The sequence below is a fragment of the Schinkia azotoformans LMG 9581 genome, assembly GCF_000307855.1.
Lineage (GTDB): Bacteria > Bacillota > Bacilli > Bacillales > Bacillaceae_J > Schinkia > Schinkia azotoformans.
Genome location: NZ_AJLR01000005.1, coordinates 22,151 through 36,270 on the forward strand (window position 1 = coordinate 22,151; position 14,120 = coordinate 36,270).

The window sequence follows — 14,120 nt, forward strand, 5'->3', positions numbered from 1 at the left end:
AGAGCCGTGCCCTTTTTACAAAGGACGCGGCTTTTATTGTTTGTTTTTATAGTAATGGGTAAACCAGTTTACAAATCTTTTGATTCCTTCATCAATGGACACTTGCGGGTGATAATGAATGTCCTTTTCCAATTCACTAATGTCAGCATAGGTTTCTACTACATCTCCTGGCTGCATCGGCAACATTACTTTTTGAGTCTGTTGACCGAGATGTTTTTCAAGTGTTTCTATAAATCTATTTAACTGTTCTGGCTTGTTATTACCAATATTATATATTTTGTGTGGAGCTGCGGAATTTATTGGCGGCCCTTTTTTCAATAACCGCATGATAGATTCAACTACATCGTCAATATAAGTAAAGTCCCGCTTCATATTGCCGTAGTTATAAACATAAATCGGCCTTTGATTGATGATCGCATCAGCAAACGTAAACAATGCCATATCCGGTCGTCCCCATGGTCCATATACTGTGAAAAATCTCATCCCCGTTGCCGGCAAATTATACAGGTGGCTATACGTATAAGCCATCAGCTCATTCGCCTTTTTGGTTGCAGCATAAATACTAACCGGGTAATCAACACGGTCCTCGATTGAAAAAGGTGTCTTTTTATTATTTCCATATACTGAACTTGATGAGGCATACAAGAGATGCTCAACCTTCCACTTTTTGCAGCATTCCAATATATTCGTAAACCCAACAAGATTCGACTGTATATATTGATGTGGGTTTTCCAAGCTGTACCGAACGCCGGCCTGAGCGGCCAAGTGAACAACTATAGGAAAGTTATATTGTTCAAATAGACTTTCTAACAGTTCCAGGTTTTCGATAGAACCTTTTATAAAAGTAAAATTGGGCGTGTTTTTTAATATCGTTAATCGATCTATTTTTAGTTTTGAATCATAATATTCATTTAAATTATCGAGGCCAACTACAGAAAATCCTTCATCTAGTAATCTTTTTGACAAATGAAATCCGATAAATCCGGCACTTCCTGTTACCAAGATAGGATTAATAGGTTGTTTCACTATTAAGTTTCTCCTCCTTTCTTTAATCCAAAGGACTTTCTATATTCCTATGATAAGAAGGTACCCTATGTTTGAGGGATTTGCACAATTGTAAAAATTTTGTAAATGGTGTGTAAAAATAGTCTTTTTGATTATGGAGCTTCTAATGAGGCTGTCTATACATGTTTGTTTAAACTCCATAGATTGGTAAAAGGTAAACATCCTAAAAGAAACTCATAGGAGGAGAAAAATGAGCAAAAAAGATAAGAAGGTGAAAACCGTTAAAGCGGAAAAAACCTCAAAGGCGGAAAAAACTTCGAAATCAGAAAACGTAAAAGCAGAAAAGACGGTTAAGGCCGTTAAGACGGAAAAATCAACGAATAAAAAGATAGAGAAAACCACGAAGGAACCAGCAATTCTCATCGAACCCTGGCTGGAAGAAGAACTGCTACGGGGTGATACCGGGGAGGAGTTTTATGTTCCGGATTATATTATTAAAATGGCAGAGGATGTTTTAAAGCACTATAGCCTATCTGTAAAGAGCATGACTTGCATTACAACCAAGTCCGATAAAGGCGGTGCAATCTGGAAGCTTGAAACGGATGCCGGTCCAAAAAGCTTGAAGCTATTACACCGGAGGCCAACGAGAAGCATGTTTAGCCTTGGTGCGCAGGAATATTTGGTTAATGTTCAAAAAGCCAACGTGCCTCCACTTGTAAAAACGAAGGATGGGGAAGATTACCTTATAATGGGAGGGAAGTGCTGGTTTGTAGCCGAATGGATTGAACCGCTGTACCCTGTCACAAAAGATTTAGAGGGTGCCAAACATCTTTGTCGTGCCCTAGGTGAATTCCATCGTTTAAGCCAAGGCTATGTCCCACCTGCGAAATCGGAGCTGCCATCACGCTTATATAAATGGCCAAAGAACTACCAAAAAGTAATAGACAAAATGGATTGGTTTCGCAATCTAGCAAATGCCTATAGTGAAATGCCTGCAAGCTCGCTTCTATTAAGTGTGGTAGATCAGTTTGAAGAGCAGGCAAAAAGAGGATTAGAAGCATTAAATCAATCTAGCTACAATGAATTAACTAAGCTTGGTAATGAAGCCTGGGGACTCGTTCACCAGGATTATGGCTGGTCAAACGGGCAAATGGGTGAGAATGGCATGTGGGTGATTGACCTTGACGGGGTAGCCTATGACATTCCGATCCGTGACTTAAGGAAACTAATTACAGGTACGATGGCAGATTTATACACATGGGATGTAACATGGGTGCGGGAAATGATCAAAGCCTATCATGAAGCCAACCCAATTTCAAAGGAACTCTATGAAATTTTAATGATTGATTTAGCAATGCCGAACGAATTTTATAAGAATGTGAAGGAAGTAGTCTATGAACCAGAGGTCTTTTTGAATGAAGAAACAGCAGCCATGATTAACACCATTGTCGAAACGGATAAGACAAAATGGCCAGTACTTGAACAAATTAAAAATGATTGGGGTAAAGTTGAAAGAACGAAGGAGAGCCGAAGCAGGGAAGAGAGTAAACAAGAAAAGCAAGAAAAGCAAGAAAAGCAAGTAAAACAAGAAGGTCGGAATATGGACAAACGCAATAAAGAAGATGGCAAATCGAAAAAGAATGAAAAGAAAAACAACAAAAAGGATGGGAAAAAGAAAAAATGAAAGTATTAATGATCTGTACTGAAAAACTTCCAGTTCCACCTGTTCGCGGCGGTGCCATTCAAACATATATTGCCGGCATCCTTCCGTATTTAGGAAAGGCCCACGATATTACTGTTCTAGGGGTTGACGATCTATCCCTTCCGGACGAAGAAACGGTGGATAAGATTCACTTTGTCCGCATACCGGGAAAAGCATTAGAGGTTTATGAAGAAGGGGTTTTGCAACATCTGCAATCAAACCAATATGATTTAATTCACATCTATAATCGTCCCCGCCTAGTTCTCCCAGTTCGAAACGTTGCACCAAACTCAAAAATTACATTAAGTATGCATAATGACATGTTTAATCGTGAAAAAATTAAGCCCGAAGAGGCAGCAGCAGCTTTACAGGAAGTTTCCCAAATTGTAACAGTAAGCAACTATGTTGGAAATGTAATTAAAGAGCTTTATCCCGAAGCTGCACCAAAGCTTAATACGATTTATTCCGGTGTTGATGTTGACCGCTTTTTACCTGCTACCCATCCAAATATGAAAAAAATCCGAGAAACTATTCGTAAAGAACATAGTTTAGAAAACAAAACCGTCCTTCTTTTTGCCGGCAGGCTGTCAACAAGCAAAGGTGTAGATAAACTAATTAGAGCAATCCCAGACATAGCTAAGAAAAATAAGGATATCGCCTTGGTAATCGTTGGCAGTAAATGGTTTAGTGAAAATGATATTACTGATTATATTGCTTATGTAAAAGCATTAGCGAAAAGGCTGTCAATCCCTGTTGTATCAACGGGCTTTGTAGCGCAAAGTGAGATTCAAAACTGGTTCGCTGCTGCTGATCTATTCGTATGCACATCTGTTTGGCAGGAACCACTGGCCCGTGTGCACTACGAAGCCATGGCGTCAGGACTCCCAATCGTAACAACAGCAAGAGGCGGAAATCCGGAGGTCATTCTTCCGAGGGAAAATGGCCTCATCGTAGACAATCCGGAAGACCCAGCCAACTTTACAAAAGCAATTTCAGAAATCCTTTCCGATAAAACAATGATGAAAAAGATGGGCATTAAAAGCCGAGACCTCGCCCTTTCCCTTTACACATGGGACCGTGTGGCAGAGGAATTATTGAATGTTTGGAAAAAGGCATAAACTGAGCCATGGGGTCGGGAACTGTGTCCCACTTATAAAAAAGCCGAATATAGGTTGTATTTTATTAACCTATACTCGGCTTTTTTGTGTATTCCCGACTGAAAGATTCATTGTTTTCTTTGTTTTACTTTCCTGTTCCTTATAAAGGAATTTTCTGATTTCCTCTATGGTTAATCCCAAATGCTTTGCCTGTAAAATAAGTTTTATCCATTCTTGATCCAGCATTCCTTCCATTCACTCCTACAAAATATTTCCCATTTCAACCTTAACCAAAGAGTTGCAATATGCTAATAAACGGCTTCAAGTCGCCAATGAAAGCTTAGAAGAAGCACACCAATCGAGGAGTAAATGGATTCGAAATATTTCCCACGAAATATCGACACCATTAACAAATATTCGCGCATATACGATGGGGATGTTGGATGGCGTTATTCCTAGTAAAAAGAATTTTATTCAATTAGTCTATGATCAAAGTCTCTATTTATCACGAATGCTGCATGATTTACATGATATGACTAATGTTGAAAACAGGCAGATTAAGTACGATTTACAAAAGGTAAACATCCAGGACTATGTTCTAAATTTTTATAATAAAACGAAGTTAGATGTCGAAAAGGAAGGAATTATTTTCAAATATCACGACCTGCTTTCCGATACAGTGGAGGAGCTAATCGTTTTTATTGATCCATTGCGGATTGAACAGGTTATTGTAAATATCCTTAAAAATGCCAAAAGGTTTGTAAAAGAAGATGAGCTTGATCTTGTCTTCAATCGGTTTTATAAGAGTAAAAACCAAAATCAACAGCAGAATGGGTCAGGACTTGGCCTTTCCATCTCAAAAGAGATTATTGAGCATCACCATGGCATGATTGGCGTGGAAAGCAAAGAAGGAGAGGGAAGTTGCTTTTATTTTATGTTGCCTTTGCTTGAAGGAATGTAGGAGCATGATGGAATATAGGAGCAGGACATTTTTGAAGCAAGCAATGGTTGTGATACAATAGCTCAAAAAGGGCTTTAAACAATTAATCATTGACAAAGGAGAGGAAGTTAAAGTGTCGGAACAGTATAAATTAGCGACATTTGCCGGTGGATGTTTTTGGTGTATGGTATCTCCGTTTGATGAACAGCCTGGAATAGAAAAGATAGTCTCAGGCTATACAGGTGGGCATACTGAAAATCCTACATATGAAGAGGTTTGCTCAGATACAACAGGACATTATGAAGCCGTGCAGATCACCTATGACCCGGCTGTTTTTCCATATAAGAAGTTACTTGAATTGTATTGGCTGCAGATTGATCCAACTGATACGGGCGGTCAGTTCCATGACAGAGGTCAGTCTTATCAGACTGCGATTTTCTACCATGATGAGGAACAAAGAGAATTAGCGGAGGTCTCTAAAGCTGAGTTAGCTGCAAGCGGGCGTTTTCAAAAGCCGATTGCAACGGAAATTTTACCCGCTGGCCCATTTTATCCGGCCGAAGAAAAGCACCAGGATTATTATAAAAAGAATCCGTTTCACTACAATATGTACAAAGAAGGCTCCGGTCGGGCCCGCTTTATTCGGGAGCATTGGAAAGAGCAGAAAAGCGATGAGGAGTTAAGAAAGGAACTAACACCGATTCAATATGAAGTAACAAGGAATAGTGCAACTGAACCGCCGTTCCGTAATGAATATTGGAATACCTTTGAGGATGGTATTTATGTTGATATCATCTCCGGTGAACCATTATTTAGTTCAACCGATAAATTTGATGCAGGTTGCGGCTGGCCAAGTTTCACTAGGCCAATCCGTCGAATCGAATTAGAGGAGCGATTGGATACGTCGCACGGCATGCGAAGAATTGAAGTTCGAGCAAAGCAATCTGATTCCCATCTAGGCCATGTCTTCGATGATGGACCAGGGCTGGACCGTGCCCGTTATTGTATTAATTCCGCCGCTCTTCGTTTTATTCCAAAGGAAAAACTAGAGGAAGAAGGGTATGGGCAGTATTTGAAGTTGTTTGGGTGAGGGTAAAAGGATTTATCCTCACCAAATGGAGTTCCACCCCTGTTTGATTATAGATAACCCAGATTTACCCCAATAACCCCCAATTGCAAATCATAATCCAAACTATTTTTAAAAAAATGGATGTTTACCTTTACATTTTATGGTACTCCTGAATTATATATAGGGAGGAGACTATATTTCAATTTCTAACAAGGATTTTTACATTGATGAATAGGCAAAAGGAATCCTGATTAGGAAGGAGTGAATAGTGTGGATACTGAATTTTTACAAAAATGTATTAAAAAAATAAAGGTTCAAAATATCGAGAATGCAGATGTTGAAGTCATCAATAAGTCGCCATTAAAAATGATGGGAAAAGGGCGCCAAGGGGCTGTTTTTCAATTTACGGATGACATTTGTGTGAAGGTGTTCGGTAATGAGGAGGACTGTGAGCGGGAACATTATGCTTTATCACTTGGAAAGGACAGTGATCTGTTTCCAAAAGTCCATGCCAAGGGACCGCTTTATATTGCAATGGATATTGTGAAAGGCGTCGATGTTCGCGAGTACTTGCAATCTCAGCCTTTGACGAAGGAGCTTTCCTCCAAATTGATTGAGATGCTAATAACATTTAAAGAAATTGGCTTCGAGCGGATTGACCACCATAAGCGACAAATTTATGTTCAACCAGACGGAAATTTAAAAGTGATTGATGTGGCAAGAACGGTTTGGCGTGACCGGGTATACCCTTATCCTCGTAAATTATTAACGTCATTAGGCGAAGAATATAAAACATTGTTTTTAACCCATGTAGCGGAGATGGCGCCTGAATTACATGAAGAATGGAAGCACTATATCCAGATGGAGGAAATATCCCGGGAAATATATCAAAGCATCCTAAGTCAATACAAAGGTAAGGAATTGAAAAAACAAAGCCAAAAGCTTCTTACCAAAAATAACGATTCATCCTATGCTTCTTCCCTTGAAGGTTTAGTTCACAAGGTTTTTAAAGAAGAATGGGTAAAGACTATGCTGGCAATAGGTCATAATCCCGATGATATCATGGATAAAATCGATGAATACTGGGATAGACGTGAACTTGAATTCGAGAATGAGATGAAACCCAACAGGGGATACGAACCAAGAAGGCAAGTTGACATCGGGAAAATGACTGGTAGGACTTGGAGTATGGATAAAGGGAAGCAGGGAGAAAAGGGTCGTTACGATGAAAAGAACTATCGTGAAGATAAAGACAAAAAGGAAAAAAATGAGCATCAAGGGAATAAATGGAATAAAATTACATTTGATGAAAGAGGCCGCCGCAAACGTCGTTTTAAATAGGGGGATAAATTAAAAATCATGATGCTAATGCCGTATGAGGAGGCTACCCTAGAGTAATAAACGAGGAGATACGCATATGAAAGTACTTGTAATTTGGAGGCTGCTCACTGTTGGCGGGGTGAATGCTGGATGGCGAAATCGTTCGATCTATTTTAAAAAGTACGGCATTGAAACAGAATTCTTATATACAACCGACCATGGCGGGTTGCACATTATGCAAGATGTAGCTCCCGTTTATTTAACAAAAGAAGACGAGAAGATTATTAAAATTATAAAAAAGAACGGTTACGATGCTATTGTTGTCGTCGACACAGGCGCTGCCTATAAATGGATTAAAAAAGCAAAGTACAAAGGTCCCGTAATAGTTGAAGCTCGGACACCAGAGCTGATTAAGTTAATTCCCCATTTGAAAAATTTCAGAAATGTTGAACCTTTAACGATCATCGTCCCATCACAATATCAAAAACGTTTAGTCTCCATATTGATCGACACAATCCCAATAGAGGTTATATATAACGGAGTGGATACAACATTTTTTAGAGCATTACCGAAGGAGGAAATTGATTTTAATAGTACACCAATCGTTCCAAATGATAAGAAAATTGTCGCCTATATCGGGCGCTTGGATAAACGGAAAAATTGGCCGATGTTATTAGAAATTGCAAAGAAAATTAAAAGTGAACGCGATGATATCGAAATTTGGGTCATAGGCGGCGCACAAAGTGTGCAACGTGAAGAGTTTGCCGCCAAGCGGGAGGAAGAACAGTTAACCGATATTGTGAAGTGGTTCCCTGTGATTCCATACCAGCAAATGCCTCATGTCTATGCCAAAGTTCGTGAATCAGGTGGATGTACCCTTGCAACGACAAGGTCGGAGTCATTTGGCAATACGTTTATTGAATCGATGATTTGCGGTGTTCCGGTAGTGGCATCCAAAATGATGCCTATTACAGAAATCGTGCGTGATGGAGCAACCGGTCTCCTATACCATGGGCAAAATGTCGAGGATGCGACTACTAAACTATATGATATCTTGGACAATCTGAATCTTCATAAAAAAATGTCCAGTGCTGCGATTACCCATGTTCAAGACCACTTTGCTATTGAGGTTGTTGCTGAACAATATGTTGAATTATTAAAAAAGCTAGTGGGTAATAGTGAAGGTTCTGATGGTGAGGTGAACAAATCTTGATAGAGCCTGTTCGATATCAGAAAAAACTAGAAGGAAAATCAAACGCGCACTTAATTACGTTTAGCGATGGGAATGATTATGTCGTTAAGTATTTCCAACCTGGTTTTGAAAAATCACTGCCAAATGAATGGGTTGCTTACTGTTTAGCACGTTTTCTTGAACTGCCAATTCCTTACGCACGGATTGTAGACATCCCGGAAGAGTTCTCCAACAATATCAAGGAGCTTGCTGGGTTAGGCAGCGTTAAATATCAATATGCCTCATTGTACAAACCAAATTGTTTTGATGGGCATCAGGTTTTAGACGTATCAAATCTGACAAATGACCAGGTGCAATTAGCAGGCATTATTTTATTTGACTATTGGCTGTGCAATACGGATCGAACACGTAAAAATATCCTTTTACACGAAGTCACCCCAAACATACACGGGTTATCGATTATTGATCATGCGGAGGTATTCGGAACGTACAATTGGGATCTTCCAGACTTGGAGAATTTACCGACTACCCTTTTAAAAAGTGCCACACATCAAATCATGACACTTTTTATTGAGGAAGAAGAAAACTTCAGTGAACAGTTAGAAATTATCCAGACCATTCCTGTTTTATTAATGGAAGAAATTGTTGACCTAATTCCGGAAGAATGGGCTGTTTCTAAAGAAGAAAAAAAGGCGATGGTTAGCGCTTTAATTAGAAGGAGGAAGAAGGTTCTTCCAGAGTTAACGCAAAGATTTATTAAAAAAATCTATCACCCATTAAAAAGCTACGATTAACTCCTACCTGTACCTCAGGCGGGAGTTTTTTTAACTTAACGGGCTGACCATAGGCGTTTGAACGGGTCCATTAGCCATCTGAATGAATATCAATATATTGTGAATGGGGATTAAGTATTCAAGAAGGAGGCAGCATATGAAGATCAGAAAAGCTATTATTCCGGCGGCCGGTCTTGGCACGAGGTTTTTGCCGGCAACAAAAGCACAACCAAAAGAAATGCTGCCGATTGTTGATAAACCGACGATTCAATATATTGTCGAAGAAGCGGTGGCTTCTGGAATTGAGGAAATTGTCATTATAATCGGCAGAGGGAAGAGATCAATTGAGGATCACTTTGATAAATCCTATGAGCTTGAGGATGCCTTATTGAAAAAAAACCAAATGGCTGTTTTAGAGGAGGTTCAGAACATCTCCAATCTCGTCAATATCTTTTATGTCCGCCAAAAAGAACCGAAAGGGCTTGGACATGCCATTCTTTGTGCAAAAAGCTTTATCGGAAATGAGCCTTTTGCTGTTTTATTAGGTGATGACATTGTGAAGTCGGAAACACCTTGCTTAAAACAAATCATCAATGTCTTCGAGTATTGCAACAGCTCAGTAGTAGCTGTTCAAGCTGTTCCGGAACAAGAGGTAAGTAAATATGGAATCATCAAGCCAAAAGGTTCGAGTATTGAGCCGAATCTATTTTATCTTGATTCTTTAGTGGAAAAACCGAGTAGGGAAGCAGCTCCTTCAAATTATGCAATCATGGGGCGTTATGTGTTAAGACCTGAAATTTTCGATATTCTCGCAAGGCTCCCGGTTGGCCGCGGCAATGAGCTTCAGCTGACGGATGCTATAAATGAGCTTAACAGGCATCAGGCCGTACTTGCCTATCATTTCGAAGGAACCCGTTATGATATTGGTGATAAAAATGGGTTCATTAAAGCAACCCTTGATTATGCGCTAGAGCGGGAGGATATCCGAGCAGAACTTCTCAAGTACTTAAGAAATTTGATTGAAAAAGAAAATAATAAGATTAACAAAGAAAATATAGATTGCGTCAATAGGGAGCAGGATTGAAATGAAGATAACGGTATTGGGTACAGGGTATGTTGGACTGTCCACAGGTGTTTGTTTAGCAGAAATTGGCCACCATGTTGTCTGTATTGATATTGATCAACGAAAAATAAAGAACCTTCAAGAAGGCATTTCCCCTATCTATGAACCAGGACTTGAAGAGCTACTTACTAAAAACATCGGAGCAGAAAGACTCGACTTCACGACATCCCACTTAGAAGGATTAAAGGCTGCGGAAATTATTATCATTGCGGTGGGAACGCCTCAGGGTGATGATGGTGGAGCAGATTTATCCTATATCGAGCAGGCAGCGAGAGACATTGCCGAGCATTTAAATCATAATGCCATTGTTGTTATTAAAAGCACTGTACCCGTTGGTACAAATGATTATATAAAAAAAATACTTGAAGAGCGCTTAAAGAAAGATATAACGATTAAAATGGTTTCAAATCCTGAATTTTTAAGGCAAGGCTCCGCAATGCACGACACGATACATGCCGATCGAATTATCATTGGCTCAGATCATGAAGAAGCAGCAAAAAAAGTCGGGGAAATGTATCTCCCTTTACATGTCCCTATTTTATTTACAACTATTAGAAGTGCAGAAATGATTAAATATGCATCCAATGCCTTTTTAGCAACGAAGATTAGTTATATTAATGAAATCGCCAACCTATGTGAGGCAGTCGGAGCCGATGTTCAAGATGTTGCCAAAGGAATGGGAAAGGATAAACGGATCGGAGAGGCCTTTCTCAATCCTGGGATTGGTTATGGGGGCTCCTGTTTTCCTAAAGATGTGAAAGCATTGCTGAAGACAGCCAATATTTACGGCACTAATTTCTCGATGTTAAAGGAAACAATCATCATCAATGAAAAGCAGCAACATCTCCTGGTTAAAAAGGCGATCAATCGTCTAGGAGATTTAAAAGGGAAAAAGATTGCGATGCTGGGTCTTTCCTTTAAGCCGGAAACAGATGATATGAGAGAAGCCCCATCCATCAAAATTGCCCACTTACTATCGCAAATGGGAACCGATGTCGTAGCTTATGATCCGATTGCCACCAATAACGCTAAAAAAGTAATAGGTAATATTATCCGATATGCCAATTCTGCCTTTGAAGCTGCAGATGGGGCCGATGCCTTGTTTATCGTAACAGAATGGGATGAGTTTAAACAAATAGATCTCACTCGCCTGTTACAAAAAATGAAAGAACCCATCATCTTCGACGGCCGGAACTGTTATGGAATAGAGAAACTAAAGTCCTGTGAGACATTAGAGTATTACCCAATTGGAAAGCCTGCAGTAATTATAGAAAAACAATAATGAAGATAAATAACGCAAATGTGTATCATTGGAAAAGGCATTCCGATGGTACACTTTTTTGTTCATGTCCTAATAAAAAATGGAAATAGAGTAATTAATTGCAAGCATGTTTATTTAAATGCTTCCTAATAGTGATTATTATTGAAGGGCAGTCTCAGCATGAAGCTGCCCTTTTCTTATATTAATTTATAAAAAAAGAGTATTATAATATAATTTTTAATCATTTTCAGAAATATAAAAATAGGCAAAAAATTTACTAGACTTAAAAGAAACTTTGAATTACAATACTATTAGCGAAACAATAATCTTAATTATTTCTTTATTCTGATAAAGGGTTTTTGATAGATTTTGTCGCTTAATAGAAAAATAGAATGAAGCAGCATGGACTATATTGTCGGAATAATTGAATAATTAAAAGGGGGATTTATTAGGATGAAAAAAGGTTTTTCAAAGCTTCTTATCACAACAACGCTATTTGCGGGCATACTTGCTGGTTGTTCCGGCGGCGGTCAAGAAACGGCAACTTCAGGTGGCGGAGATAAAGCAGGATCAGATGCTGAAGTTATTAAAATCGGCGTAAATATGGAATTATCAGGTCAAGTTGCTTCTTACGGTCAATCTAACACTGAAGGTGTTGAATTAGCTGTTGAAGAAATCAATGCGGCTGGCGGTATCAATGGTAAGCGAATTGAATTAATTAAAGTTGATAACAAGTCTGATGCAGCTGAAGCTACAAATGCTGCTATTAAGTTAACAAGCCAAAATAAAGTAAACGCAATTATTGGCGCGTCTACAAGTGGAAATACAGTGGCACAAGCCCAAATTGCTAACGATACACAAACTGTTCTTATTACTCCATCAGGAACTAGCCCAACTGTTACTGTAAAGGATGATGGATCAGTAAATGAATTTGTATTCCGTACATCATTTATCGACCCATTCCAAGGAACAGTTGCAGCCAACTTCGCAAATGAACTAGGTGTAAAAAATGCAGCCATTTTTGCTGACAACGCTAGTGATTATGCAAAAGGTCTTGCAGCATCATTTAAAGAAACGTTTGAAGCAGCTGGTGGAACAATTGTAGCTGAGGAAGCTTATGTAGCAAAAGATACGGACTTCCGTTCTACATTAACTCGTATTAAATCAAAAAATCCGGAGTTCATTTTTATTCCTGGTTATTATGAAGAAGTAGGCTTAATCATTAAGCAGGCTCGTGAAATGGGAATTACAATTCCATTAATGGGTGGCGACGGCTGGGATTCTCCAAAATTAGTAGAATTAGCTGGTGCTGAAGCTTTAAATAACACATTTATTACAAACCACTATTCTGCTGAAGATCCGGACCAAAAGATTCAAGACTTCGTTACAAAGTTTAAAGAGAAGTACAATGGAAAATCACCAGATGCATTTAACGGTTTAGGATATGATTCAGTTTACCTATTAAAAGCTGCAATTGAGAGTGCTGGCAGCTTAGATCCAGTAGCAGTTAAAGATGCTTTAGCAGCAACAAAAGATTTAGCACTAGTAACAGGTTCAGTTACAATTGATGAAAACCACCATCCAATTAAAGCAACCACTGTTGTTGAATATGTAGATGGAAAGCAAACGTTTAAAACTAAAGTTAATCCTTAAGATTAACTGAGAGAAGGATGAAATGAGTGAAATGGGAGGAAATTCTTCCATTTCCCTTTTTTTGTCCGAACATGTTTGGATTTTATTTGAAGGAGTGAGAAATTATGGAATGGGTCCAACAACTCGTAAATGGTATATCGCTTGGGAGTATTTATGCTTTAATAGCTTTAGGTTACACGATGGTTTATGGAATTATAAAATTAATTAACTTTGCCCATGGCGATGTCTTCATGGTTGGTTCTTTTATTGGATTTTATGCCATTGTTGGTTGGGGCTTAGGATTCCTTCCCGCCTTGCTAATAGCGATGGCAGCATGCGCAATATTTGGAGTTTTAATAGAAAGAATTGCTTATAAACCACTTCGTAACGCAACAAGGATTGCAGCATTGATTACGGCAATTGGGGTTTCTTTCCTAATCGAATATGGCACAATTTATATTCGCGGTGCCCAGCTAGAAACTTACCCAAGTGTATTGCCTAACAAAACTTTTGATGTCTTCGGCGCTCAAATCAGCAGTCAATCCCTCTTAATTCTAGCTATCTCAATTATTCTTATGATCATTTTACAAATTGTTGTTCAACGTACGAAAATCGGGAAGGCGATGCGTGCCGTTTCCTATGATACAGAAGCAGCACAATTGATGGGGATCAACGTAAATACAACTATTTCTGCAACATTTGCGATCGGTTCAGCCCTAGCAGGAGCAGCAGGCGTCATTTTTGGTGCTTATTATACGAAAATTGAACCATTAATGGGGGTAATCCCTGGTATTAAAGCATTCGTAGCCGCTGTGTTAGGTGGAATTGGGATCATTCCAGGGGCGATGGTTGGCGGATTATTGTTAGGGGTAGTAGAGTCGATTGTAACAGCAATGGGTTATTCTCTATGGAGAGATGCAGCAGCATTCGTTATTCTCATATTAATTCTGATTTTTAGACCATCCGGTCTTTTCGGTAAAAATACGAGAGAGAAAGTGTAGGTGAG

At 39.1% G+C, this 14,120-nt stretch carries 12 protein-coding genes and 1 pseudogene; 11 read left to right on the plus strand and 2 right to left on the minus strand.

Annotated elements, in window-relative coordinates:
- Positions 1 to 33: 33 nt before the first annotated feature.
- Positions 34 to 1,026 (minus strand): NAD-dependent epimerase, encoded by a 993-nt coding sequence (locus BAZO_RS00530; RefSeq protein ID WP_004430855.1) that lies wholly within the window; start codon positions 1,024 to 1,026, stop codon positions 34 to 36.
- A gap of 394 nt (positions 1,027 to 1,420) precedes the next feature.
- Here BAZO_RS00530 and BAZO_RS00535 point away from each other — a divergent pair, with 394 nt between their 5' ends.
- Together BAZO_RS00535 and BAZO_RS00540 are read left to right on the plus strand one after the other, a co-directional pair.
- Positions 1,421 to 2,689, plus strand: coding sequence for a CotS family spore coat protein (locus BAZO_RS00535; protein WP_235786679.1), 1,269 nt, complete (start codon positions 1,421 to 1,423; stop codon positions 2,687 to 2,689).
- Positions 2,686 to 3,822, plus strand: a pseudogene (locus BAZO_RS00540) (glycosyltransferase family 4 protein); the annotation flags it as partial. The gene BAZO_RS00535 and the pseudogene BAZO_RS00540, both read left to right, overlap by 4 nt.
- Before the next feature lie 72 nt (positions 3,823 to 3,894).
- Here the strand turns inward: BAZO_RS00540 and BAZO_RS23275 are convergent.
- Entirely contained in the window at positions 3,895 to 4,050 is a 156-nt protein-coding gene (locus BAZO_RS23275) for an anti-repressor SinI family protein (RefSeq protein ID WP_326154000.1), read from the minus strand.
- A 52-nt stretch (positions 4,051 to 4,102) separates the two neighbouring features.
- Here BAZO_RS23275 and BAZO_RS00545 point away from each other — a divergent pair, with 52 nt between their 5' ends.
- From BAZO_RS00545 to BAZO_RS00585, 9 genes are all read left to right on the plus strand, one after another.
- Positions 4,103 to 4,765: a sensor histidine kinase gene (locus BAZO_RS00545; RefSeq protein WP_081585612.1), complete on the plus strand. Its 663-nt coding sequence runs from the start codon at positions 4,103 to 4,105 to the stop codon at positions 4,763 to 4,765.
- 112 nt (positions 4,766 to 4,877) lie between these two features.
- Positions 4,878 to 5,834, plus strand: coding sequence for a peptide-methionine (S)-S-oxide reductase MsrA (gene msrA, locus BAZO_RS00550; protein WP_004430865.1), 957 nt, complete (start codon positions 4,878 to 4,880; stop codon positions 5,832 to 5,834).
- A 249-nt stretch (positions 5,835 to 6,083) separates the two neighbouring features.
- A complete protein-coding gene (locus BAZO_RS00555; protein ID WP_004430868.1) occupies positions 6,084 to 7,154 on the plus strand; it encodes a hypothetical protein in 1,071 nt (356 codons plus the stop codon).
- Positions 7,155 to 7,230: 76 nt separating this feature from the next.
- On the plus strand, positions 7,231 to 8,346 hold the full coding sequence (locus tag BAZO_RS00560; RefSeq protein ID WP_004430871.1) for a glycosyltransferase family 4 protein: 1,116 nt from the start codon (positions 7,231 to 7,233) through the stop codon (positions 8,344 to 8,346).
- On the plus strand, positions 8,343 to 9,119 hold the full coding sequence (locus BAZO_RS00565; protein ID WP_004430874.1) for a HipA family kinase: 777 nt from the start codon (positions 8,343 to 8,345) through the stop codon (positions 9,117 to 9,119). Before BAZO_RS00560 ends, BAZO_RS00565 begins: the two co-directional genes overlap by 4 nt.
- A 136-nt stretch (positions 9,120 to 9,255) precedes the next feature.
- Entirely contained in the window at positions 9,256 to 10,182 is a 927-nt protein-coding gene (gene galU / locus BAZO_RS00570; protein WP_004430876.1) for a UTP--glucose-1-phosphate uridylyltransferase GalU, read from the plus strand.
- A gap of 1 nt (position 10,183) precedes the next feature.
- Entirely contained in the window at positions 10,184 to 11,503 is a 1,320-nt protein-coding gene (locus BAZO_RS00575) for a UDP-glucose dehydrogenase family protein (RefSeq protein ID WP_004430878.1), read from the plus strand.
- A gap of 432 nt (positions 11,504 to 11,935) precedes the next feature.
- Positions 11,936 to 13,135, plus strand: a complete 1,200-nt coding sequence (locus BAZO_RS00580) for an ABC transporter substrate-binding protein (RefSeq protein WP_004430880.1) — start codon at positions 11,936 to 11,938, stop codon at positions 13,133 to 13,135.
- 104 nt (positions 13,136 to 13,239) lie between these two features.
- Entirely contained in the window at positions 13,240 to 14,115 is an 876-nt protein-coding gene (locus tag BAZO_RS00585) for a branched-chain amino acid ABC transporter permease (protein WP_004430882.1), read from the plus strand.
- The last annotated feature ends 5 nt before the right edge of the window (positions 14,116 to 14,120 follow it).